The organism is Cyclobacterium roseum, assembly GCF_010119225.1.
In the GTDB taxonomy this organism is placed as follows: Bacteria; Bacteroidota; Bacteroidia; order Cytophagales; family Cyclobacteriaceae; genus Cyclobacterium; species Cyclobacterium roseum.
In genome coordinates, this window is sequence record NZ_WNKF01000014.1 from 100,016 (window position 1) to 126,599 (window position 26,584).

Annotated in this window: 13 protein-coding genes and 1 pseudogene; 5 read left to right on the forward strand and 9 right to left on the reverse strand. The window is 46.1% G+C overall.

The window, feature by feature from the left end; translation table 11 throughout:
- Nucleotides 1-174: 174 nt before the first annotated feature.
- The 5 genes from GJQ68_RS17690 to GJQ68_RS17710 all read right to left on the reverse strand — a co-directional run bounded on the left by GJQ68_RS17690 (nt 175) and on the right by GJQ68_RS17710 (nt 9,823).
- Nucleotides 175-2,355 (reverse strand): xanthine dehydrogenase family protein molybdopterin-binding subunit, encoded by a 2,181-nt coding sequence (locus GJQ68_RS17690; protein WP_162418624.1) that lies wholly within the window; start codon nt 2,353-2,355, stop codon nt 175-177.
- Nucleotides 2,356-2,378: 23 nt separating this feature from the next.
- A complete protein-coding gene (locus GJQ68_RS17695; RefSeq protein WP_162418625.1) occupies nt 2,379-3,371 on the reverse strand; it encodes an FAD binding domain-containing protein in 993 nt (330 codons plus the stop codon).
- 48 nt (nt 3,372-3,419) lie between these two features.
- A complete protein-coding gene (locus tag GJQ68_RS17700) occupies nt 3,420-4,223 on the reverse strand; it encodes a 2Fe-2S iron-sulfur cluster-binding protein (RefSeq protein WP_162418626.1) in 804 nt (267 codons plus the stop codon).
- Between the two features lie 549 nt (nt 4,224-4,772).
- Nucleotides 4,773-6,629 (reverse strand): RagB/SusD family nutrient uptake outer membrane protein, encoded by a 1,857-nt coding sequence (locus tag GJQ68_RS17705; protein ID WP_162418627.1) that lies wholly within the window; start codon nt 6,627-6,629, stop codon nt 4,773-4,775.
- Nucleotides 6,630-6,655: 26 nt separating this feature from the next.
- Nucleotides 6,656-9,823, reverse strand: a complete 3,168-nt coding sequence (locus GJQ68_RS17710; RefSeq protein WP_235941720.1) for a SusC/RagA family TonB-linked outer membrane protein — start codon at nt 9,821-9,823, stop codon at nt 6,656-6,658.
- Between the two features lie 570 nt (nt 9,824-10,393).
- Between GJQ68_RS17710 and GJQ68_RS17715 the strand changes: the two genes are divergently transcribed.
- From GJQ68_RS17715 to GJQ68_RS17725, 3 genes are read left to right on the forward strand one after another with little or no spacing between them, the layout of a single operon-like run.
- The gene (locus tag GJQ68_RS17715; RefSeq protein WP_235941722.1) at nt 10,394-13,432 is read left to right on the forward strand and encodes a PSD1 and planctomycete cytochrome C domain-containing protein; all 3,039 of its coding nucleotides are present in this window, start codon (nt 10,394-10,396) and stop codon (nt 13,430-13,432) included.
- A 52-nt stretch (nt 13,433-13,484) separates the two neighbouring features.
- A complete protein-coding gene (locus GJQ68_RS17720; protein WP_162418628.1) occupies nt 13,485-14,867 on the forward strand; it encodes a DUF1501 domain-containing protein in 1,383 nt (460 codons plus the stop codon).
- A 2-nt stretch (nt 14,868-14,869) separates the two neighbouring features.
- Nucleotides 14,870-15,322, forward strand: coding sequence for a DUF1569 domain-containing protein (locus tag GJQ68_RS17725; RefSeq protein WP_162418629.1), 453 nt, complete (start codon nt 14,870-14,872; stop codon nt 15,320-15,322).
- Nucleotides 15,323-15,413: 91 nt separating this feature from the next.
- Here GJQ68_RS17725 and GJQ68_RS17730 read toward each other — a convergent pair whose 3' ends face one another.
- The 4 genes from GJQ68_RS17730 to GJQ68_RS17745 form a co-directional block, all read right to left on the reverse strand.
- Nucleotides 15,414-16,295 (reverse strand): bile acid:sodium symporter family protein, encoded by an 882-nt coding sequence (locus tag GJQ68_RS17730; protein WP_162418630.1) that lies wholly within the window; start codon nt 16,293-16,295, stop codon nt 15,414-15,416.
- A 156-nt stretch (nt 16,296-16,451) separates the two neighbouring features.
- Entirely contained in the window at nt 16,452-17,528 is a 1,077-nt protein-coding gene (locus GJQ68_RS17735) for a fatty acid desaturase family protein (RefSeq protein WP_162418631.1), read from the reverse strand.
- Nucleotides 17,529-17,811: 283 nt separating this feature from the next.
- On the reverse strand, nt 17,812-19,083 hold the full coding sequence (locus GJQ68_RS17740; RefSeq protein WP_162418632.1) for an ADP-ribosylglycohydrolase family protein: 1,272 nt from the start codon (nt 19,081-19,083) through the stop codon (nt 17,812-17,814).
- The gene (locus GJQ68_RS17745) at nt 19,070-20,041 is read right to left on the reverse strand and encodes a phosphotransferase (protein ID WP_162418633.1); all 972 of its coding nucleotides are present in this window, start codon (nt 20,039-20,041) and stop codon (nt 19,070-19,072) included. Before GJQ68_RS17745 ends, GJQ68_RS17740 begins: the two co-directional genes overlap by 14 nt.
- Nucleotides 20,042-20,177: 136 nt before the next feature.
- Here GJQ68_RS17745 and GJQ68_RS17750 point away from each other — a divergent pair, with 136 nt between their 5' ends.
- Together GJQ68_RS17750 and GJQ68_RS17755 are read left to right on the forward strand one after the other, a co-directional pair.
- Nucleotides 20,178-23,126, forward strand: a complete 2,949-nt coding sequence (locus GJQ68_RS17750; RefSeq protein WP_162418634.1) for an FAD-binding and (Fe-S)-binding domain-containing protein — start codon at nt 20,178-20,180, stop codon at nt 23,124-23,126.
- 442 nt (nt 23,127-23,568) lie between these two features.
- A pseudogene (locus GJQ68_RS17755) lies at nt 23,569-26,584 on the forward strand (hypothetical protein); the annotation flags it as partial.

The following is a 26,584-nucleotide window of genomic DNA, read 5'->3' on the forward strand; positions in this document are numbered from 1 at the left end:
AAAACCGCTGTGACCCCCCATTGCAGCGGTTTTTTTATTACCAGAATTGTGTAGCACGAAAAAAGTCCCTAAATGCATTTTTTTAGGTTGCTATTATTCTGTTAGCATGTGTAAGAAGGAAAAGGCCTACTTGCAATACTGAATAGTCGCGTTCACTTTAAACAAACGATAATATTATGCAAGCACGCCAGGTTCTACCGGTGCTTCAATTAATTTTTCAGGTGTTATTGGTAATTCCCGCATACGCTTGCCGGTAGCATTAAAAATAGCGTTGGCGACGGATGCCGCCACACTGGTAATTCCCAATTCCCCAATACCTTTCATGCCCATCTCGTTGGCAATTTTATCTTCTTCCGGCAGGAAAATAACTTCTACGTTTGCCATATCCAGGCTTACCGGTACGTGATAATCGGCAAACGAACGCGTAATAAAATTACCGAAGTTTGGTTCTACTCTTGTCTGTTCGGACAAAACCATCCCAACGCCCATGGTCAATCCACCAATAATCTGGCCATAAGCGGTTTTTGGGTTAAGGATGGTGCCGGCGGCCCCTACATTTACCATCCGTTTGATCCGGTACATCCACGTATATTTATCTACCCACACTTCTGAAAAATTAGCGCCAAAGGAAAAAACGGAGTGTTCCTTAAATGCTTCAGATGGTACTGCGGTACCCTCAGCTTCAAATTTCTCCAATTTATTCTGTTTTAGCAGTTTGGCTACGGTTATCTCTTGATCTTCACCAATATTTTTGTTCTTTTTTAATGTAGCAATAGCACTTTGGCAGGCGGCTCGTGCCCCATTGCAATAGGAAGTTGCGCCCCAGGAACCTCCGGAACCAGGTGTGATGGGGAACTTGGAATCTCCCAATTCCACGGTTACTTGTTCCACCGGAATTCCGAGGTATTCTGCTGCAGTTTGGGCAATAATGGTATAGCTTCCCGTCCCAATATCCGTAGCATCCATCTGAACAGTAGCATACACTTTTTCATTTTCTAGCTTCAGCAATACTTTTGCAGATGATTTCAGGTAAGGGGATTTTCTTGAAGCGGCACTTACACCATAACCTACATGCCAGTTTCCTTCTTGTTTGCTGCGGGGTTGCATGGGACGATTTTCCCAGCCGAATTTATCGGCTCCTATGCGTAGGCATTCTATCAATAACCGTGAAGAAAAGGGTTTGTCTGCCCCAAGGTCGATTTGTGTATCGTTTTTTATTCGAAAAGCTACCGGATCCATTTTCAATTTCCAAGCCATTTCATCCATGGCAGATTCCAGGGCAAAGCTTCCCGTTGCTTCTCCCGGTGCCCGCATGGCAAATGGGGTTTGAAAATTCATGGGTATTAAACGATACGTTATTTGGTTGTTGGGGACCTTATAGAGCATCTTGGAGATCATTCCGCAAGGTTCCTGATACTCCTGGTAAGTAGACGTATGGGATAAGGTGTCGTGGGAGAGAGCAGTAAGCGAACCATCCCTTTTGGCACCAAGCTGCATGCGCTGTGCGTTATGTTGCCGCATTCCCGTATTGGTAAACATTTGGTGCCTGGTGACGGTCATTTGAACAGGACGCGCCAGCATTTTGGAAGCCATAATCGCTAAAGTGACATGACGCTCGGTATTTAATTTAGAGCCAAAACCGCCACCTACAAAAGGAGTAATTACCCGTACGTCCTTTTTGGGAATTTGAAAGGTATCTGCTATGGCTATGGTAGATTCATTTACCATCTGTTGGCTCGAATAGGCGGTTACCTTTCCGTTATCCCAGGAGGCAATGATAGCGTGTAATTCCATCGGATGATGGTGTTCGATAGGGGTGATATAGGTGGCATCCAGGGTTTCATCCGCTTCAGCCAATCCTGCCTCCATATCTCCGCGTAAATAATCGGAATTCCCTTTGGGTTTAATGGCTTTAGATTTCGATTCGTCAAATTGAATCGTTGGGTCTGAATCTTCTTTATACTCAATTTTCACCAATCTGGCAGCATATTGTGCCTGCTCAAAGGTTTCAGCAACTACGACACCTACATATTCTCCATAATAATTCACTTTTGGACTTTGAAGTACCGGGGCAATAGTCGTGGTGGCCAATAGGGGCATCTCTTCCTCAAAATGATTTAACTTTTCAGCATTTTTATGGGTAATTACAGCCAGTACACCCGCTAAGGCTTCTGCCTCGGAAGTATCTATTGCGATAATTTCACCCTTGGCAATGGTACTATTGATCCCTTGGGCATATACTTTATTTTCAACAGAAAACTCTGTTGCATACTTCGCCATTCCCATTACTTTTAATTTTCCCTCTACCCGGTTAATGGCTGCTCCTACTGCAGGGGCTTTTAATGTGTTCGTCATTTGATTTAATTTTTGAGATTGGCTTATGCTTTTCTTTCGTATGCCTGGGTAAGTGCACTGACAATGGATTTTTTGCCCATTTCTACCTTATATTTGTTGCCTTCCAGAGGTCTTGCCTCGTTCATTGCGAGCTCAGAAGCAGCTTCAAAATTTGCCTGATTGGGCATTTTCCCAGCAAGGTAGTTTTCAGCCTGAACCAACTTCCAGGGTTTATGAGCGACACCACCCATGGCAAGTCCAGCTTTTGTGATCATACCACCCTGAATTTGCAAACCAGCAGCTACAGATACCAGCGCAAAAGCATAACTGGAACGTTCCCGGACTTTTAAATAATAATAGTGCGCTGAAAATATAGGTTTGGGTAAATGAATGCCCGTGATCAATTCTCCCGGCAACAGGTTGCTATCTTTTTCAGGCCGATCTCCGGGCAAGCGGTGAAAATCAGTAAATTCAACCATTCTGGAGGAGCCATTGGGATGACGCACTTCTACTTTTGCCCCAATGGCTGCCAATGCCACACACATGTCGGAAGGGTGAACCGCCACACAATCTTCGCTCCAGCCAAAAATAGCATGTAATGCATTCATCCCCTTGATGGCTCCACAGCCTGTTCCAGGCACCCGTTTATTACAAGGCATGGAGGTTTCATAGAAATACGGACAACGGGTACGCTGTAGCAGGTTTCCGCCATTGGTAGCCATATTTCGAAGCTGTCCCGTGGCCGCTGAAAGCATCGCCATGGAAAGCAAGGGATAATGCGTCCGGATGTCACGATGATTGGCTGTTTCTGAATTGTTGAGCATTCCTCCGAGGGTCAACCCTCCATTTTCATTTGAAGTAATCTTCTTATAGTCAAGACTGGCTACTTCTATCAACTCATCGGGCCGCTCCACATCCTCCTTCATCAAATCTATTAAATTGGTACCTCCTCCCAGGTAGTGGGCATTTGCATTGGAACTTGCGGCTTGCAGGGCTTCTGCTGTATTCTTTGCCCCTGTGTATGTGAATGGTCTCATAATAAATAATTAATAAATCCTGACTTTTATGGTGGTATAGGATTAGGTTTAAGAATTCTTCGCCTTTTTCATCTGCTCTTTGGTAGCAAATTCCCAGCTGGGCATTTCATCATTACCGGAATGCACTTCTTTAAATGCCTGAACAATATTATTATAGACTCCGCAGCGGCAGATATTCCCCGACATTCGCTCCCTAATTTCCTCTTCGGAAAGTCTTAAATTGGTTTCTATTTTTCTGAAATCTTCCGTTACGTAACTCGCCTCGCCATTTTTGGCTTCCTCAAGAAGGGCTACAGAGGAGCAAATTTGGCCTGAAGTACAATATCCACACTGAAAGCCGTCATGTTTCAAAAAAGCTTGCTGCATGGCATTGGGTTCATTACCATCTGCTAAACCTTCTATGGTAGTGATTTCTCTGTCTTCGCAAGTGGCAGCCAGGGTGAGGCAGGAAAGTTTACGTTTTCCGTCCACCAATACCGTACAGGCACCACATTGCCCGTGATCACAGCCTTTTTTAGTTCCGGTAAGCGCCAAGTGTTCACGTAAAGTATCCAGTAGGGAAGTTCGCGAGTCCAGCGTTAATGGCTTGAGCCTATCATTTACCCGTAGGTTAACCTTCACCTCATTTAGCATAACCCTTTGGTGGTGGGGAAGGTCTTTTGCCGTATTTGCAAATAAAGGAGATGTAGCATAAGAAGAAGCATATACACTTAAACTGGCAGAAGAAACCAGCTTCAAAAATTTTCTTCGGGAAGCACCGTTCTTCAAACCCAACTGATCAAAAATTTTCTTTTCATCTTCGGTTAGATTATCAGACCCGGTATTTTTTTTTCGTTTTTCAAGCTCACCCATACGTTTTGTTGTTGTGGTTTAAGATCAAATCGTCTAATTCCTACTATTTCAGACAACAATTAAGCCAGTGCCAATACAGCATTATAATGGTTCTCAGAGGAAAGGGATTCTAAAAAATGCCTGAAATTCATTTGAGGACTGAAATGAAGTAAAAAATGATGCCTGAATTTAGTATGATTCAGGCTTATCTCGGCCGATTTTTCTCCTTCTATTCAGATGTTGGCAGGCAAACTAGTGGGATAAATGTTACAAAACCAGCAGAAAAAACCACAGTTTTTCGAGGGGTTGATTCCTGACCGCAGTCAGAAAGCTCGGATTCAGATTTGAATACCCTTATGGAGGAAATAGAGGTATTGAATGAAGAGCCGACCTTGGATCAAAAAATAGCCTGCCTTTTCCCTTCGAGTCCTGGGATATGCAAGGCAATTTTCCAATTATGAATATTTATCGGGTGGAATTATACATCGATTTACCGCGATCGGATGATTCAGGAATAAAAAAAAGCCCGGAAATTTCTTCCGGGCTTTTATAAAGATAAAAGGGGTGATTTTATTCCATAGGGCTGGTATGGTTGCCATCCACGGTAGTTAGGGGCGGCACATTGTTTTCGAAACCTGAGTATCCCTTATTTTGATTGATGATTCCTTTTGTATTGGTATTGATGGCATCGGCAGGAATGGGCCAAAGCACATGGTACGGGCTATAGGTATAGGTATCACCATGACGAGTAAAAACGCCTTTGTTGTAATAATCCGTAAATTCCATGATCCTGTCATAAAGGAAATTTTCTTCGGAGAAATTATCTATGGAATAAGTTTTTCCATTGTAGGCTTGAATACCGGTATTGGCAAAAATATAAGCCATTCGGGTCAGTTCCGTTTTTCTGGGTTCTTCATAGTAAAGTTCTCTCGCTCTTTCATCCAGAATAGTCCCTATGTTCATCTCTTCAGGACCATACGGGGCGGCTTCGGCACGTGTTCTAACCGCATTTACATCTGCTGCAGCATTGGCCAAATCCCCCTTCCATACATAAGCTTCAGCCCGGAGTAGATACGTTTCAGCCAGTCGGAATATGTACCAGTCACTGTGCCCACCACTTGGCCTGATATTTTGTGGATCAGGTATATATAATTTATAGTGTGGCCAGGAGAACCAGCTACGGATGGTGTCGACTACCAATACCGTTCCTTCATCATTTCGGAATTGAAGGGGTTGACCATAATATTCATCATTTAGCCCAATTAAACCGGGATTATTGTAGACCAGGTCGGTCATATCCATCCAGTTTCCGGGGGCATGACGCAAGTCATTTTCATCGTCCCAAATCATGCTTTGGTGGTACCAGGTGCCTCTAAGACGACCAATTCCCCTTCCATATCTGGTAACATGGTCGATGTCGATGCCTGGTTGATCGATGGTTCCTCTGTTTCCATTCGGCGTGTTAATGTTGGTGATCCAGAAGGGAACAGCCTGACGCATGGATGACATCCCTCCGGAATTTCCATCCGTATCCAACCGGTCCATTACCATCAGTATGGCCTCTGTATTGGCATTTGATGATTTGTTTTCAGGACGGTGCAGGTCCCAGATCAGGTTTCTGTCGGGATCGTTACCGGTTGAGCCAAATCTTTCTGTCATCAGGGCATGAGTCCCTCCGTCAATCAGGCGGCTGGCAGAAGCAATGGCATCATCAAATTCTCCCAGGGCAAGGTTTACTTTGGTCAGCAGATGCTGAATGGCACCCTTTGGAACCTGTCCCCGGTCCATTACTTCCGGCACCCAGGGTTCTGCCCATTCCAGGTCTTCCTTCATCTTCCGGAGAATGACTTCCCGGTCCGTGGAATAAAAATCAAGTCTGGGTTCGAGGATCTCTTCCAGAATTAAAGGCACATCCCCGAATTGATTGGTTAGCCGGTAGTAGCGCAAAGCCCGGTGAAAGTAGGCCGTCCCCAGAATGTGATTACGTTCTGCTTCTGATTCGTAGTCTGTGGGATCATCGATTCGGGAGATCACCGTATTGGCATATTTGATACCTTTAAAACCTTCATACCAATACCAGCCAATTTTATTGGTGTTGGTACTGTTCAGGTTGGCATCAGGGGTAATCAGCAGGTTCATGTCCTGCGCCGGTCCGGATTTATCCGTGGTACCTTCTATAGCCACTTCGGTGAAGATATGTTCGGTTAATATAGGAGGTCCATCACCGGTATACTCATGGCGCATGTTCCGCTCACAAGCTACCAGCGCACCCCAGAGCCCACTGGCAGCGTTAAAGGTATTTTCGGGTGCGTAGAAAGAAAGCGGTTTGGGTTCCAGCCAGGATTCATCGCACCCTGTCGTCGTTAACATCATTCCTGAAGCCAGGAGGCCCAGGTAAAATGAAGATCTTTTTATGTTAATTTTCATGATTAATTCTTTTAAATAGTCAACCATTAAAGCGTCAAATCGAGTCCCAGGGTAAAAATTCTGGGCGTTGGTCCTCCAGATTCAGGGTCCCAAAAGTTCATTTCCGGAGCGTAGAAGCCTACGTTTCGAACATTCATATACAGCCTTAAATTTTCAATTTTTGCTCTTTCCAGAATGGTTTGTGGAACCGTATAGGCCATGGATATATTTTCCAATCGTACGAAGGACCTGCTTTGGTAGACATTGAATCCACCGGCTCCTCCTTCACTAGAGTACAACCTGGCCCACTCATTGCTTGGATTTTCCGCTGTCCAATAAGGGAGGATATAGGAATTGGAACGATCCAAAAAGCCCTGTCGGTTCTTTCGCTGGTTGAAGGTCCCGATATGTCCCAAATAGGCATACATCATAAAGGACACATCGAAATTTTTCCAAATTTTAAATTCATTTCTTAAGCTCCACCGAGACCTGGGTTCAGAAAAGCCTAGAAACTGCCGGTCCGCATTGGTGTACAAGCCGTCGTCATTGACATCTTCGATTTTAAAATCGCCCGGTTTTACACCGTAATCAGCGGCCTCATCGGCCTCCGGTGTTTGCCAAATCCCATCTGTTTTATAATTCCATACGGCATCAATGGCCCGGTCTATAAACCAGCGGTTGCCGATATCGTCCAGTTCATTGCCCTCTTCATCCAAATCGCCATAAAGGCTTACAATTCGGTTGCGGTTCATTTGGAAATTCAGGCTGGTTCTCCAGGTAAGGTTGGAACGATTGAGTAAAAGGCTATTTAAGCTGACTTCCACTCCCCGGTTTCTTACTTCACCCAGGTTGTCATACACAAAATTGAATCCCAGAATATCCGGAAGACTTCTTTCCACCAAAAGATCGGTAGTAGACATATCGTACACTTCTATGGTACCATCCAGGATGCTGTTAAACAAGGAGAAGTCCAGACCCAGGTTGGTGGAAGTGGTTTTTTCCCAGCGCAGATTTTCGTTTTGCATGGTGTTTACATACAACTGACTGACAAAGTACAACTCTCCACTGGGTCTTTGGTAAAAATATTTTCCGGTTTGTAAATCTGACAGAGCCGCATAGCGACCGATGTCTCTGTTACCATTTACTCCCCATGAAGCCCTTAACTTACCATAGTCCAGCCAGGGGATGTTGACGAAGTCTTCATCCGTAAATACCCAGCCAAAAGCCGCTGAAGTAAAGGTAGCTCTTGGATTACTTTGGCCAAAAGCAGAATAGCCATCCCTCCGTACCGATACCGTTGTGATATATTTGTCAGAAAGGGTATAGATCAACCTTCCCATCAAGGCATCTGCAGTATGTTGCTGGTCATTGCTCGAAATGATCGGATTGATACCAGCACCGATGTTATGGTAACCCAATCGGTCATGTGGTTCGAAACCAACATTTTGCATGGAATTGTCCCAACTCTGGAATTTTTCCGCATTTGCCAATAACGTCACATCAAAATTATGGATGTTGTTGAAGTTTTTATTCCAGCTCAGGATATTATCCACTTGCCAGAAATACACTTTTCTTTGCCGACGGCTTGCTCTTCCTCCCATGTTTTCAAAATCCTGATGGGCAGCCATTTCGTGATTGTACCGCTCGTAAAACTCATACCGGGGGGTAAAATTGGTTCTGAAATTAATACCAAAAGGGAGTTCAATGGACGCATACAAAGTAGAGTTGATAGTGGTCTCTTTTTGAAGGCGATCGGTAAATTGGGGCGTATAATAAGGATGGCGACCGCCACTCACTTCTTCATTGGGTCGGAATCTCAGGCTGACCCCATCTTCCAGGAACGGCTCTCCCCAGGGAGATAAATTGACCATGTTTCCCCAGGCTACAGGGATCTGACTTTCATCCCTGTCTGCAAATTGGGTGTTCATCCCTACCGTCAACCATTCGTTGACATTGCCTTCGATGTTGAACCGGCTTCGGATGGTGGTAAATTTATCCCCAACGACCAGGCCTTCGTTATCCAGGTATCCCATGGACCAGTAGTATCTAAAATCCTCGTTTCTGCCGGAAAGGCTTACAGTATGGTCTTGTCGCAGGCCATTCTGAAACATCATATTGTACCAATTGACGCTCTCTCCAGCCTTGTAATTGGCGATTTCCAGCGGTTGCATGTTTAAGCGCTGTAACCAAACCGTTTCCGGGTCTCCGTCTGATCCGTCATAATCCAGCCAGGTTTCCAGGGAAATATCTGAAGGAAGGGTGTTGGGATTGGAAAAACGATAGGGTTCAAAACCGCCCGCATTGATACTCTCCATTACATCTTCTCTCCAGGATAGAAAGCCCTGTGGTCCGTACACGGGTTCGTCCTTAGCCATGCTCGCCACACCCCAGTTGGTGTTTATTTTTATCTGAGGCTTGCCCAAGGCTCCTTTTTTCGTGTTGACCAACACGACACCGTTGGCAGCTTTTGCCCCGAATACGGCAGCCGAACTGGCGTCTTTCAATACGTCGATGCTTTCAATATCGTTGGGATTAATATCCGACAATTGCCCATAATAAATGGCACCATCCAATACGATCAGCGGACTGGATCCGGCATTCAGTGAGGTTCTACCCCTTACTTCCAGGCTACCACCACCTTTGGCGGAAGTGTTCAGTCCTACATTCAAACCGGCAATGTTTCCACGGAGTACATCCTGTACGGAATTGGGGTTTTCATTTTCCAGGCGCGTAGCGGTAACGGATGAAACCGCACCTGTTAAATCCCGCTTCCTTGCCGTACCATAACCAATGACAACTACTTCTTCCAGAGAAGCCGTATCCATAAGTAAGGTGATGTTGATCTCGGATTGGTTTCCTACGGCTACGGTCTGTGAAATAAATCCCACATAAGAGTAGGTTAGTTCCGCTCCCTCAGGAACGGATAAGGAATAACTGCCATCGATGTCTGTTACCGTACCTGTTCCGGTACCGGCAATGAAAACGGTAACACCCGGAATTCCTTCTCCGGATTCATCGGTAACGACACCCGAAACCGTAACGTCTTCGGCATTTACAGTTTCCTCCAAAGAGGACAGGCCTGTGGGATGTACCCCACTGGGATGATCCACCGCTGCATTTGCAAAACCGGTCGAAATCATCCACAGGCTGATCCAAAGAAAGTAGCCCATCCGGCTAGCTCCTTTTAAATCATACGCTAGTAAGATTTTTTTCATTTTATTTGGGTTTTAATTATTATAGGATGGAAAGCACTTTACTTCCATATACCGGTGACGAATCAGGTCTTCTTTTCACCAATACGGCTCTAACATAGGTATATTTAATATAACATGCAATCGGTTTCATACGTATAACTATGCAATATTTGGAAAAATTACATATTAAAAATTTAGTACATTAGTTATTTACCAAATAAAATTATTTAAAATTTATAATAAAAATTTAGGTTTTAATCCGAATGAACCTTTTTTCTTAAAATTCAAAATTTGGTATTGATTTATATGATTCGCTGCTTTTCAAATAAGTAATATCATATTGGATTAAACCTGTTTTAAGATTAAAAATAGATTTATTCATAGTTTAAAAATTTTAAAAAAAATATATAAATAAAAATAAATGAATTAAAATAGAAATAATAGTATAATAGTAGCTCAATATTTTTTAGTGGTTCTCTGGCCTACGATACCCTTTTCGGCGCGTTTTTACCTCAATTATTTGTATTAATTAATAGTCAACCATTGAATTTCCTGGATTAATAAGTAAATTGACTGAAAACAGGTGTGTTGGTGAAAAATATAATAAGATCCTATGGAAAGACTATGGGGAAGGTTTGGATCCTAAAACTTTTCCTTATAGCGATCATTAGCGGACAAGTACTGGTTTCCTGTGAATCAAAGGAAAGAGCAAGTTTACCGGAGCGGGTTGATTTTAACTACCATATCAAGCCTATCCTGGTACAAAAATGCTACCTCTGTCATGGTCCTGATCCCAGCAGCCGGGAGGCCGGGTTGCGATTGGATTTGGCAGCAGGTGCCACCCGGCTGCTGGAAAGCGGTGTAACGGCCATCGTTCCAGGTTCCCTGTCCAAAAGTGCGGTATACCATCGGATTACCAATTCTGATCCCGAGCTGAAAATGCCTCCCCCCGCATCCAACCTTGAATTGACTGATCTAGAAGTAAGCCTGATTAAAAAATGGATAAACCAGGGTGCTGAATACCAACCTCACTGGGCATTTTTACCTCCAAAAATTTCCAACGTAAACCTTCAACCAAGCACTCCCAAACAAATTGATGCCTTTCTGGATGAAAAAATGACGGAGCAGGGGCTTTCGCAGGCTGAACCAGCAGAAAAGTACCAGTTGATCCGTCGCTTATCCTATGTATTAACGGGCTTGCCGCCCGGACAGAAAGAGATAGATGCTTATTTGGAAGCTGATCAGCCGGGAGCTTACGAATCGCTGGTGGACATGTACCTGAACGACCCGGCTTTTGGAGAAAAATGGGCCAGCCATTGGTTGGATGTGGTGCGGTATGCCGAAACCAAGGGTCATGAATTTGATTATGAGATTCAGGGGGCCTGGCGATTTAGAGATTACCTGATTCGGGCATTAAATGCAGACATTCCTTACGATCAGTTGGTCCGGGAACAACTCTCGGGAGACCTAATGACAGCCCCCAGGCTCCACCCGGAAACCGGGCAGAATGAATCCATTCTGGGCACCCTGTTTTTGACCATGACAGAGGGAACGCATAGTCCCGTGGATACTAAAAAGGATGAGGCTGACCGGATAGATAACATGGCCGATGTGATTGGCAAAAGTTTTCAAGGGCTTACGATTGGATGTGCCAAATGTCACGATCATAAATTTGACCCCATTCCCACCTCCGATTACTACGCTTTATATGGCGTATTGGGCAGTACCCGGTTTAGCCCTATCCCCGTGGGCAATTTCAAAAAAAAGAAGGCGGCATTACAGGAGGTTTTGCAACTCAAGCAGCAACTTAAGGAAATGGTGGGAGGGGCTTGGGAAGAACCTACGGCCGATTCGGTGCCGGTTTTGCTGGTTAACCAATCGCAACCCGTTAAAGCAAAAAAAGGGGTAAACGGCGGGATCGTTTTAGGGGATTTCAGGGGACCGGATTTTCAGGGATGGAAGACCGATGGAGGAGCATTTGGGCTGAGCACTACGCTGGGAGAACCTGAATTTGAGGTCCCTACGGGTGAGCTTAGCGGCCTGAAAACGGGTATGGCCTCTAGCAGGATTTTGGGAAAGGGAATTTACGGTGCCCTTCGGTCACCTGATTTTAAAATCGATCATGACTACCTGGGGGTCCGTGCCCGTGGAAAGGGGGGCAGTATCCGGGTAATCATGGACAATTTTCAATTGATCAGTTACCCTATTTATGGAGGTTTGGACCAGAAAGTAAACGAGTCCGATTGGCAAAACTATATTTTTGATGTAAGTGACTGGAGGGGACATGAGGTTTACCTGGAGTTCTTGCCGGGTTCCTATGTGCGGCATACTTACCGGCAGGATCCAGATGCCTATATTGAAGTGGCTTATGCGACTGCATTTGAAAGGGATTGGTTTGATCCGGAAGAAGGATCCCGGTATGCCCCGGTGAAATCCGTTTCGCAGGCAGTCTACCGCTGGAAAGAGGGGGATCATACGGCCGCCGATGTGGACTTCCTCAACCAACAGCTAATTTCGGGTAAGCTTGTGCGTCGGTTTCCGGAAAGTAGAAAGATGCGTTTGGGAATGGATCTGCTGTTGGCACCGATCAAGGATACGGTGTTTATTCAGGGAGTTTCAGAAGGGTTCGCCCGGGAAAGCCCGATTTTTATCCGCGGAAATCACATGGATCCGGAAGAGCAGGCAGTTCCCAGGGCTTTTCTTCCGGAAATTCTGGATTCACAGGATCCCTTCAAAAATGCTGGGAGCGGAAGGAGGGAAATGGTGGAAACGATCCTGCATCCGGACAACCCCCTTACCGCCCGGGTAATGGTGAACCGGCTGTGGCACCATGTCTATGGAAAAGGCCTGGTGGAAACGGTTGATAATTTTGGTTTGCAAGGAAAACTCCCCAGTCATCCGGAACTGCTGGATTACCTGGCCATTACATTCAGGGAGGAAGGCTGGTCCTTAAAATCAATGATTAAGGCGATGGTCATGACGGATGCGTTTCGTCGAAGCACGGCCTCGGTGAATGGAGACAAGGATCCCGAAAATAAGTATATATCCCATTATCCGATTCGGAGGATGGAAGCGGAAGCGATCCGGGATGCCATGTTGCTTGCATCAGGAGAATTGGACAACACATTGTTCGGAGCGCCCGTTCCTGTACACCTGACAGATTTCATGCAGGGTAGGGGAAGACCCGGGCAGTCAGGACCGTTGGATGGAGATGGCAGGCGTTCCATCTACCTGGAGGTTCGCAGAAATTTTCTGGACCGGATGATGACCACATTTGACCGGCCAACACCCTTTAATACATTCGGTAAACGGGATGTAACAAATGTGCCGGCGCAGTCCCTCTTCCTGATGAATGATCCCTTTGTTGCCGAGCAGGCCGGCCTCATGGCAGCGCGAATTCTTGCTGGTAAGGGGCAATCCACCGAAGAGAGGATTATGGAAGCTTATTTACGGGCGTTTTCCAGACCCCCTTCGGCATCTGAAATCAAGGAGGGGAAGAAGTTTCTGGCATCGGTGCCCATCCACAAGGAAACAACCGGTGATTCCGACACTGAGGCCATTGCCCTCCAGGCTTGGAAGGAATATTGCCATGCCCTATTTAATATGAAATCGTTTATTTATTTAATGTAGGCGTATGCATCATCACAAACCCCTATTGAATCAGCGGATTAGCCGTCGGGAAATGTTGAATATAACTCGGTGTGGATTTGGTTCCCTGGCCTTTATGGGCATGTTGGGTTCTTCTTGCAAATCCCGGGAAAAGCAATCCGTGGATTTTCTGTCGCAGTTGGCCACCACACCACACTACCTTCCCAAAGCCAAAAATGTCATCTTTTTGTATATGGACGGTGGGGTTTCCCAGGTCGATTCCTTTGATCCAAAGCCAAGGTTGGCTAAAGAAAACGGGATGGATCCCACGTTTAAAATCGATGCGACGCAATTTAACGACAATGGCAAAATTTTGCAGAGCCCCTGGGATTTCAAGCGATACGGGGAGTCGGGGATGGCCGTGAGTGAACTATTTCCTCACATTGCTAGCTGTGTGGACGATTTAGCACTGATTCGGTCCATGGTCTCTAATTTTCCGGAGCATACCAATGCCAATTATTTTTTACATACCGGAAGCGGCCTTCAGGGCAGACCCAGCATGGGGGCCTGGATCAATTATGGATTGGGTACTGAAAATAGCAATTTGCCTGGCTATGTGGTCCTGGATGGCGGATTGGTGCCTCCCGGAGGCGTGGATAATTTCAAAAATGGATTTTTACCTGCCGATTACCAGGCTTCGATAATGAAAACAGGTGAAAAACCTGTTGCCAATATTCAACCCGATAGCAGCATGGCAGCTTTCCAGCAGGATAAATTGGCGTTTATCCAAAAAATGGATGAAAACGGCCAGGCAAAATCGGATGAGGTTGAAGCGGCGATCAAGAATTACGAATTGGCCTATCGCATGCAATCCTCTGTTCCAGAGCTCAGTGAGTTTGCTTCCGAAACCAAAGCCACGCAACAGCTATACGGTTTGTATGACGAAGATCCCAATACCCGAAGTTATGGAGCGCAGTGTCTGATGGCCCGGAGGCTGGTAGAAAGAGGCGTACGGTTTGTGGAGCTAACTTGCCCGTACCAGAAAGGCATTGACCGCTGGGATCAGCATCAGGGGCTAAAGGATGGACATGAGCGAAATGCCCACGCGGTGGATCAGCCCATTGCCGGACTCTTAAAGGATTTGAAATCCAGGGGATTGTTAGAGGAGACCCTGGTCGTTTGGTCCGGAGAATTTGGCAGAACTCCCTTTGCTCAAGGTAAAGACGGACGAGATCACAACCCCTCTGCTTTTAGTATGTGGATGGCTGGTGCGGGCATCAAAGGCGGGACCATATATGGCAGGACCGATGAGTACGGATACCGGGTGGAAGAAAATCCGGTCAGCATTCACGACCTGCACGCGACCATTCTTCATTTATTAGGGGTAGACCACAAGCAATTGACCTATCACTTTGGAGGCAGGGATTTTAGGTTGACCGATGTGCATGGTCGGGTAATTAAGGATGTTTTGGTGTAGCCATGCAGCGAAGCGTCCTGGATAGTTCAGCAGTGGCCGGATTAATGGCGCGGGTAGCTCTCCTGACTGCCCAAACCAAACCTTCCTGGGGTAGGATGAATGCTACCGAAATGCTGCACCATTGTAATTTAGCCAACCAAAGAATTCTTTCCTGGAATAAACCGGTCCTACCCGGAAGTTTTAAGCAAAAAGCCTTAAAATTTTTAATCCTTCATATTTTACCCTCGTTTCCTAAAAATGTTAAAACGGCTGCCCCATTTGAAACCAAAGGAAAAATAAAACCAGAGGTATTTGAGGAGGAGAAATTACTTTTTGTCTCCTGTTTACAGCAATTTGCGGAACCAGGTCAGGGCTTTACGGCACCTCATCCTTTTTTTGGCCCCCTGAATACCAAAGAATGGGGGAAGGTGGTTTGGCTGCATGTGGACCACCACCTCAGGCAGTTTGGGTTGTAAATAGAAAAAGGGGTAAACTTCATTGAGTCGGCATAGGGATTGTTTTGCAGGAGAAAGATTTATTGTTTTTAAAGTCTTGAAAAATCGAGTATTACCCTTTCGCATTTACTAATCTGCCCTTATCCATTTTCCCAGCGATGGACACAATCATGATAGAGGCTACGAACATGATCAAGCTGTAAATAACGACGGGTATGGCCATGGCTGAATTCTGCAATAAGGTAGCAGCAATCATGATACCTAAGGTACCATTTTGAATGCCAGATTCGATGCTGATCGCCAATTGTTGTGGCACCGGAAGTGTCAATAGCCGGGAAAATAGTAGGGATAGTCCAAACGTGAGTACATTCAGCAATAAAGTTACCGGCCCAGCTACGGCAAAGAAGTTAACTATTTGATCCTTTTCATTAAAGATAGCTCCTCCCACGACCAAAACGAAAAATAAGATGGAAGCAATCCGAACGGGGCGGTCCGCCTTTTGTGCCATTGCCGCAAAACGGTTTTTTAGCCACATGCCGATGGCGACAGGAACCAAGGTTACTCCAGTAATCCGAAGTACGGTAGGGATAAAGGGGAGGGAAACACTCCCTTCTTCCCCAAAATAAACAATGGAAAAATTAACCAATAAGGGAATGGTGAAAATGGTTATCACCGAACTCATAGCGGTCAGACTAATGGACAGAGCGGTATCTCCTTTACTCAAGTGGGTGATCATGTTGGAGGTGGGGCCGCCGGGGCAGCAAGCGATGATCATAACCCCCACCGCCATCGTTCCTTCCAGTCCGAAACTCAAAATCAAAAAAAAACCAAGTACCGGTAATAATATCAACTGACAAAACAATCCCAAGACCATGGCCTTGGGATATCTAAAAATGTTTTTAAAATCGCCAAGGTTTAAACTTAGCCCCATCCCCAGCATGATAAATGCCAGGGCTAAGGGTAAAAAAGCGGAGGTTATCAGATTACTTTCCATTTGGGTCTCTTTAGAAGTATACTTCTTCCTAACCAAATCAGGCTATGAGAGTTAGCAAACAGAGTATTGAAAAATGTTTGAAACATACTTAAATTTATCAAAAGTCCCTTTCATGAGAACAACAATTGGGTGTAAGCCTGTTTCAATCAAATACGATCACTTTCTTCCCGCTTTTTTCAGAAAGTTGTAATGTGATTTCAAGGCTGAAGCGAAGCTCTTATTTTCATGGTAGGGTAATCCAAACTCAAGAGAAGTGTCTTTAACGATTCCCGAGATTTGAGGGTAATGGATGTGACAGATTTTTGGAAAAAGGTGATGTTCCACCTGTAGGTTCAGACCCCCGCATAAAAAGGTAGTTAACCGACTATTTCTTGCAAAATTAGCGGTGGTTTTCATCTGATGTTCTGCCCAGGCTTCTTCTATATTTTCGTTTTTTCCAGGGTTCGGTAGTGAAGTTTGTTCCACTAGATGCGCCAGTTGGAATACCAGGCCTATTACCAAGCCCATAGCCAGATTTAGTGCCAAAAAGCCAATAAGGAATTGCCACCAGGTAATGCTCATCACCAACAAGGGAATGATGATGAAAAGGCTGTAATACATCAATTTGTAAGAAAACAGCTTGATGTATTCTATCCGGGGATGATTGTTCTCATGTTGGCCGATTTTTTTCTGGAAAAACTTTTTATAGTCTTTCTTAAAAAACCAGGACACAGATGCCAGCGAATATAAGAAAAAGGCATAGATGTGTTGATAGCGATGAATGGGGCGATGTGTTTCCCTTGCAGACACCCTTACCACACCAGGAGCGATCTCCAGGTCACCATCATGGCCCACTATATTGGTGTAGGTATGATGGATTTTATTATGGGTGATTTTCCAGATATAAACGTTGGCACCGATGACGTTAAAAAGGAAGCCGAGGGTTTTATTGACCCATGGCTTGGATGAATAGGAACCGTGAAGGGCATCATGGCAAATATTAAATCCAATAAATGCCATGTTCATTCCCAACCCAATGGCTAAAAGAAGGGAAACCCAGGTAGGAAATACTTCCAGTAAAATGGTGAAATATAAAACAACGAATGATACTAAATAAGTGATGGTTTTAAGTACCATGGACCGGTTGGCCCGTTTTGACAGGGCATTGGTCTCGAAGTATTGTTCCACCCGTTCTTTTACGGTGGAAAAAAAACCGGAATTATTTTTATCTATGAATTTGAGCGTTAATGACATACTAATGATTTTTATTCTTTTATCAAGGGTTTTCAATCCTTATATTATTAAAACAAATATTTTTTACTAATGATCATAATTCTGTAATAGATGAAAAAACATCTTTTTTCGATGTAACTTAAAATCGAGCTGATAGAGGGTAATGCGTTTGTCTGGTCAAGGCCAAAACAGGTTTTTAGGAAGGAATGGCTACTTTCTTGCTGGTTGCGGCAGGGCATAGGCAATCACGGTGCTTTAAATTTTTAGCGGATGGAGATCGGCAGTACGAGCCAATTTTGGGATACTATTCCGGCCAGGCATAAAGGGATTGGATATGGGCGGTTTGTTTTTCCGCCAGCGCATTTAGATCAATATCTAGTAGGTTTTTATTGACTGTCAGTACCTGATTTTTCATGGCATCAGGAAGTTTCTCGTAGCCATGGAAGGCACCCAGAATTGCTCCCAGTATGGCTGCCGTGGTATCGTTATCCCTTCCAAAGTTTACCAGAAAGGTCAAACTGTCCTGAAAGTCGAAATCGGAAACCAGCATGGCCGTTAACACCTGCAGGTGGATTTCTCCGGCATGAAAAGGCATGTCTTGTAGGTGCTGGTCCAGTAATGTGAAGGCTCTTTTCATAGCGCTTTCCTTTGATGAACCGGCAGTGGAGAATTCCTTTTCCGTCGATCTGCCCGTATTTACTTCCTTGGCGATGGAAAGGGCCGTTTGCAGTGCCCGGTAACTGCTTCTTCCGACCAGACGACTTTTAAAGAAAGATTCCGGGTCTACCGAACGAAGCACATCCAGCAATTTCATTTTATCACCATTAGCGGTCATGGCGGACGCGGTCATGGCAGCCGAAAGGGCACTGATGTCCTTGGCATACCCAATATCGTACAGACTTAAGTGATAGGCCTGTTCATAGGCTTTTTCAGGTTGCCCGGGATATCGGACACCGATGGCCGGGGAGTAGAGTAACCCGGCGCAGACCATTTCTCCCCCGTAAAATTTCCCAAGTGCCCGCTGGTAGGCCATTAAATCATTTTCACCTACCGGTAGGGACACCTTATACCATTCCTGCAGCCATAAGACCCTCAAATTGGCAAATTCCAAGGCTTCCATTTCTTCGGGCTTCAGGGATTTGAAATCCTGAAAGTACTGCTCGTATTCACGGATGATATGTAAGGAAAATTCCCGTGGGTTCAGGTCAGGTTCATCCTGCTTTTCCAGGTACTCGAACATTAATTTTTTCCATCTGGTATCGTCTGTGGTGCCTCCTGCCGGTAAATTTAGCTTCCAGATACCTTCCGGAGATACTTCCCGTACCATGGAGTCCAGGTTTTCTACCCATCCGTACTCCATTTGGATCGCCTCCCGGCTCCACATTTCCGTGGGGGCACCCATCGCATCGCCGATAGCACTGCCCACCAGCATTCCCTTCACTTTATCCGCCAGCTCTTCCTGGCTGATGGACAATACATCCTTTTCACGTACCGGCTTTTTTTCTTCCGGAGCAGGTGTACAAGCTTGAATCAATAGTATCAAAAAAAGACAAAAAGTTGGATTAAAACTGTTCATGGAGGATAAGTTGGATGGCGTGTTTAGCTAAGGTTTCTTTTTCTTTCAGGGATAAATCCAGTGGCAATTGGGCCAGTCCAAAAAGCCTGCGGAGAATTTCCACGCCGGTGAAGGCAGCCAGCAACGATTTTTCCAGCGAGTATTGTTGGAGAATTTGTTGAATGCTAGCTTCCGGTACCCTGGCCATTTTCAGATGAGCCAGCATGATAGCGAGGTCAAATTCAGGGTCACCTAAAAAGGCAAATTCCGTATCGATGATTTTTAATCCCTTGGGGCTGCTGAGCCAGCTTCCGGGATAAAAATCTCCGTGGAGCAGGTGCTTGCCTGTAGAAAGGTACCGCTCACCCAAGGAAGTTATTTTCGTGATCAGGGAAGCATCCTTTTTTACCAGGAGGGATAATTCCTGCAAGCCAGGTTGGATAGCGTCCAGATCAAAGCCGTTTTCTTCCTGAAATGGAAGTTCAAAAATATGCTGGTGGTTCAAGTTTCGCATGGCCATGTTATCGGGGAAGTCCGGTTTTGGCAAACCGTGCAGCTCCTTCAAATAATGAAGCAATTCTTGAGCCAACTCCTCGGTGAACATAGCAGGATTTTGATAGATCCCGAGAAAGTCTGTTCCCTCTTTCAGGTACTCCAGGGCCAAAATCCAGTGGTCCCTGTCAAACCCTAACACCCTCGGTGAATAATGTTCCAACACCTGATTATTGGCCAGACATTGGTAATACCTGAATTCTACTCCGGTTCGCTCTGGGGGTGCGGGTACCTGCGGATATTTAGCAACAAAAGGCCTGGATTGTTTCAAAACCAGCGTCCGCTTATCGGTTTTTACCAACAGCGTCACGTTCATGTTTCCCTCCCCGGCTTTTTCGCTACCGAGAATTTCTTCATCCGGATGGAGCAAGCCCTTTTTTCGTAGATGGTCTGTTTGATATTGGTCTATTGGTTCGCTTAGTAGCATATCAGGCGGTCCTGGGTTTAGATGATCGCTTACTATTTCAAAAATAAGAACCAAAATCGGTTTGGCAGCCATTCATTCTGAAATAAAATCCAAGGCAGCTATTCATTCCTAGCCTTATCTGTTCTATTTTTGAGCCATGAGTAGTACGAAAAAGGATTTTACCCCGCTTTTGAATGAATTGGCCAGGGAACTGGACGGAGAGCTGCATTTTGACAGTTTGATGAAAACCTTATACGCCACGGATGCCTCTGTGTACCGTTCCTTACCCCTGGCAGTAGCTTTGCCCAAAAATTCCAGTGATATAAAAAAATTGATTCGCTTTGCCTCTGAGCAGGGAACTTCCCTGATCCCCCGGACAGCGGGCACTTCCTTGGCAGGTCAGTGCGTGGGAGAAGGGATCGTAGTAGATGTTTCCAAGTACATGAATCAAGCGATCGAATTCAATAAAAATGAGGGTTGGATTCGTGTACAGCCCGGCGTGGTACGGAACGAATTGAATAATTACCTCAAAGAGCACGGGTATTTTTTTAGCCCCATTACCAGCACGGCTACCCGGGCCATGATAGGGGGAATGGTGGGGAACAACAGTTGTGGGACAACTTCTATCGTCTATGGTAGCACCCGGGAGCATGTACTGGAGCTTAAGGTATTACTCAGTGATGGAAGCGAGGCGGTATTCAAATCCATGACCCCCTCGGATTTTGAATTGAAGTGCAAGCAGGATGACATGGAGGGAGCCTTGTACCGGCATATTCGGGAAGAACTTGAGAAGCCTGAGACCCAGAAGAATATTCGGGAGCACTTTCCCAAGGCCAGTATTCATCGTAGAAATACCGGGTATGCTGTGGATTACCTGCTGGAAACCCAGCTTTTTTCAGACTCCCCTAATCCCTTTGATTTTTGCAAGTTGCTTTGCGGCTCGGAAGGAACATTGGCCATCACTACCGAAATCAAGATCCACCTGGACCGGTTGCCGGAACCGTTTGACATCGTCGTGGCGGCTCATTTTGAAAGCATCCATGAGAGCATGAAAGCCGCACAGGTGGCGATGAAACAAAGTCCAACGGCGGTGGAGTTGATGGATAAAATTATCCTGGACTGTACCAAAGAAAACGTGGAGCAAAGCAGGAATCGGGATTTTGTCGAAGGCGACCCCAAAGCCATATTGATGGTGGAATTCAGGGGACAAGATATCGAAGAAGCCAGGGCAAAAGGGCTTGTATTTGTGGAAGCCTTAAAACAAGCGGGGTTGGGATATGCCTTTCCGGTAATAGGTCCGGAACGGACCAGTAGTGCCTGGCAGCTTAGAAGCGCCGGCCTGGGCTTACTGGCCAATATTCCGGGAGACAAAAAGGCGGTGGCCTGTATCGAGGACACGGCCGTGGCTATCGAAGACCTGGCCAATTACATCGATGAGTTTGCAGCGATCATTAAGGAATTTGGACAAGAGCCGGTTTACTATGCCCATGCGGGTGCCGGAGAGATCCATCTTCGCCCTATCCTTGACCTGAAAAAGGCCAAGGATGTGGAAGAATTTTACCAAATTAGTGAAGCAAGTGCCAAACTGGTCAAAAAATACCGGGGATCTCTGAGCGGTGAACATGGTGATGGCAGGGTTAGGGCTGCTTTTATTCCCATGATGGTCGGACAAAAAAATTACGACCTGTTTAAAAGAGTAAAAGCTACCTGGGATCCCAAGGGAATTTTTAATCCCGGAAAGATCGTGGACGCGCCACCCATGAATACTTCCCTGCGCTACGAACCGGAAATGAAAACACCGGATTTTCCTACTAAGTTTGATTTTAGTAATGTGGGAGGTATTTTGCGCATGGCAGAAAAATGCAACGGTTCGGGGGATTGCCGGAAATTACCCAACTCCGGAGGAGGCACCATGTGCCCGAGTTACCAGGCTACCCGGTATGAGAAAGACACCACCCGTGGCCGGGCCAATACCTTACGTGAATTTTTGACCAACAGCCATAAGAAAAACCCCTTTGATCACCCGGAAATTAAAGAGGTCATGGACCTCTGTCTTTCCTGCAAGGGTTGTACTTCGGAATGTCCGTCAAATGTGGACATGTCTACCTTAAAAGCGGAATTTCAATACCAATACCAAAAAGCAAACGGGGTACCCTTGCGCTCCAGGGCCTTTGCCTATATTAATAAATTGAATGGCCTGGGAAGCAGCATACCGGGAATTTCCAATTTCTTTCTGACCAATGCCACTTTTGGAGGAGGACTGAAGAAATTTCTAGGAGTGGCTTCCGAGCGTAACCTGCCGACCATCAGCAAGCAGTCGCTAAGGAATTGGTACAAAAAGGAATACCGCAAGTTATCCGGTAAACCTATTATCAAATCGCTGTATTTTTTCTGTGATGAGTTTACCAATCATAACGATACGGCTACAGGAATAAAGGCCATTACCTTGTTACGACATTTGGGCTACGAGGTGAAACTGATAGATCACGCGGAAAGTGGGAGGGGAGCTATTTCCAAAGGTTTGTTGGATTACGCCCAGAAAATGGCCGAAAAGAATGTCTCTTTGTTTTCTGAATTAGTAAATGCCGATAGTCCCCTGATCGGCTTGGAGCCTTCAGCGATTTTGAGTTTCCGGGATGAATATCCCCGGCTGGTGACTAAGAGGCTTCGGGAAAAAGCCAAATCGCTTAAATTTCACTGTGAAATGGTGGATGAGTTTTTGGCCAAGGAAATCATTGCTGGAAATATTCGTCCCGAAGACTTTACCTCGGAATCCAAACAAGTTCACCTGCACGGGCATTGCCATCAAAAGGCACTTTCATCGGTCAATTACTCCAAAAAGATACTCGAACTGCCTGTCAACTATCAGGTAAATGTCATCCCGTCCGGCTGTTGCGGAATGGCAGGGTCTTTTGGGTACGAAAAAGAGCATTATAAACTGAGCATGCAGATAGGCGAGATGGTGTTGTTCCCAGCAGTACGGGACGCGGGGGAAGACACCCTGATCGCTGCCCCGGGTACCAGCTGCCGGCATCAAATTGCAGATGGCACGGGAAGAAAAGCCCTGCATCCGGTGGAAATTTTATTTGAAGCATTGAAGCGATAATCTTCATTAATCGAAAGGTAAAAATCTAAGAAATTTGGCCCATTCAGAAGCACCACTTCCCCTTTCCCGTTGCTGGATAGGAATTTTTATGTGATACAATAGTTAAGCTATTTTTTTTGATCCGTAAGGGGATGTTATAGGTCATCTTTTGACAGGTAATTAGCCATCATGCAAAAAGTGAATTCAAATAAGTAGTGCTATTCCCTATTCTGGAATTGAGCTGCTTGTTAAAAATTTTATTTTACGAATATTTTAAAGTCGGATTTTTGTATTATACTTCCTTTAAAAAGCTACTTATTGTCTTGTTGTTTCATATTGACAAGTTGAGACATTTCTTTTTTGCTTAAGGATGTTTAAATCGGCTCATTTGTAAACGAGTGCCAACTTTCATTTTTAGTTTGAGGGCAATCACTTTTAGTAAACGCTATTAATTACAGTTAAAATGAAGAGAATTTTATTGGCTTTTTTTCTATTGGCAACGAATTTTCAATTCGCTTTTGCTCAAGTTGGGATTGGTACAGAAAGCCCTCATACCTCTGCCGCTTTGGAAATTCAGTCCACTGAAAAGGGCTTGCTTATTCCGCGGTTAATCGAAGCTCAACGAAATGGATTACTGAGTCCGGCCACAGGATTATTGATTTTTCAAACGGATAAGGAATCCGGTTTTTATTATTTTGATGGGGTATCCTGGGTATTATTAAAAGCCGGGGAAAATGTAAATCCCGATTGGGAGGCCAACGCCGGTGTTGCTGCCATTCTTAACAAACCTGATTTGGCTGCCATTGCCCTTTCCGGGCAATTTGACGATTTGGAAAATGTTCCGGATTATTTGACTGTGGAAGACACGGCCTCCATGTTATTACCTTATGTTACCTTTCCTAAAATTGCCTCTCTACTAAATGATAAGGCAGCTCTTGATGAATTAACTGAAGAAACGACCGAACGAAAATCCGCAGATAGCACGCTTGCAACTGCGCTGGATACGGAAACGACCGAAAGAACCGCCAATGACGCTACCTTGGAAACGGCCATTGCCACCGAAACTGCCCGTGCCCTGGCTGCGGAAGCCTTAAAAGAAGACCTCGCCAATAAGTCCACAGACATTAACACGGATGGCGAATCGGATATTAAATACACCAGCGCCAAAGCGGTAAAGGATTACGTGGACGCTTCATCTTCTGGCAATCAGATCGCACTGAATGAAGAAATTGATCGTGCCCTGGCTGCAGAAGGGCTACTGGAAGCCGCCATCGCAACGGAAACGACGAGGGCCATGGGAGCAGAGAACCTGTTGTCCGCCGACCTGGCCAGCGAAAGCAGTGCCCGGCAGGCAGCCGATACTAATTTGGACGCGGCCATTACCGCCGAAACCGACCGGGCTGAAGCAGCAGAAGCCGGGATTGTCGCCGACCTGGCCACCGAGTCGGGCGAAAGACAAGCGGCAGATACTTCACTGGAAACAGCCATTGCGGCGGAAACCTCACGTGCGGAAGGAGCCGAAGCAACGATCATCGCCGATCTGACCACGGAAACAGCGGCACGAATATCCGGAGATGCCACCTTGGAAACTGCGCTGACCACTGAAACGACCGAACGAACCGCCAATGACGGTACATTGGCAACCGCCATTGCCACCGAAACGGCCCGTGCTCAGGCTGCCGAAGCCGAAAAAGAAGACCTTTCCAATAAATCCACCGACATTACCGCGGACGGAGAGTCGGATACCAAATACACCAGTGCCAAAGCGGTAAAAGATTACGTGGACGCTTCATCTTCTGGCAATCAGACCGCATTGAATGAAGAAATTGACCGTGCCCTGGCAGCAGAAGGGCTACTGGAAGCCGCCATCGCAACGGAAACGACGAGGGCCATGGGAGCAGAGAACCTGTTGTCCGCCGACCTGGCCAGCGAAAGCAGTGCCCGGCAGGCAGCCGATACCAATTTGGACGCGGCCATTACCGCCGAAACCGACCGGGCTGAAGCCGCAGAAGCATTGATTGTCGCCGACCTGGCCACTGAGTCGGGAGAAAGACAAGCGGCAGATACTTCACTGGAAACAGCCATTGCGGCGGAAACAACCCGTGCGGAAGGAGCCGAAGCAATGATCATCGCCGATCTGACCACGGAAACAGCGGCACGAATATCCGGAGATACCACCTTGGAAACTGCGCTGACCACTGAAACCACCGAAAGAACCGCCAATGACGCTACCTTGGAAACGGCCATTGCCACCGAAACTGCCCGTGCCCTGGCTGCGGAAGCCTTAAAAGAAGACCTCGCCAATAAGTCCACAGACATTAACACGGATGGCGAATCGGATATTAAATACACCAGCGCGAAAGCAGTCAAGACCTATGTGGACGGAGAAGTAGCCACAATCAATACGGCTGCAGGAGCCATCCAAACCGAACTGGATGCTACTCAGAGCGGAGCCGGACTGGGAACAGACGGAAGTTTCACAGCCAATACCGCATCGAATTTCCTGACCGCCGCCACCTCACTGAAGGATTCGGATGATAAACTGGATGCCCAGGTAAATACCAATGCCATAGATATTTCCACTAATGCGGGGGATATCAGCACCCTAAATACGGAAGTGTCCCAAAACACAACAGATATTTCCACCAATGCCAGCAATATCGCATTGAAAGAAAACAGCGCCAACAAATCCACCGACGGAACCCTGGCAGACGGTACGGACACGAAGTTCCCAACCGAGAAAGCAGTGAAGACCTATGTGGACGGAGCAGTAGCCACAATCAATACGGCGACAGGATCAATGCAAACCGAACTGGATGCCACCCAGAGCGGAGCCGGACTGGGAACAGACGGAAGTTTTACGGCCAATCCCACATCGAATTTCCTGACCGCCGCCACCTCACTGAAGGATTCGGATGATAAACTGGATGCCCAGGTAAATACCAATGCCATAGATATTTCCACTAATGCGGGGGATATCAGCACCCTAAATACGGAAGTGTCCCAAAACACAACAGATATTTCCACCAATGCCAGCAATATCGCATTGAAAGAAAACAGCGCCAACAAATCCACCGACGGAACCCTGGCAGACGGTACAGACACGAAGTTCCCTACAGAGAAAGCAGTCAAGACCTATGTGGACGGGGAAGTAGCCACAATCAATACGGAGACAGGAGCCATCCAAACCGAACTGGATGCTACCCAGAGCGGAGCCGGACTGGGAACAGACGGAAGTTTCACAGCCAATACCGCATCGAATTTCCTGACCGCCGCCACCTCACTGAAGGATTCGGATGATAAACTGGATGCCCAGGTAAATACCAATGCCATAGATATTTCCACTAATGCGGGGGATATCAGCACCCTAAATACGGAAGTGGCTCAAAACACAACTGATATTTCCACCAATGCCAGCAATATCGCATTGAAGGAAAACAGTGCCAACAAATCCACCGACGGAACCCTGGCAGATGGTA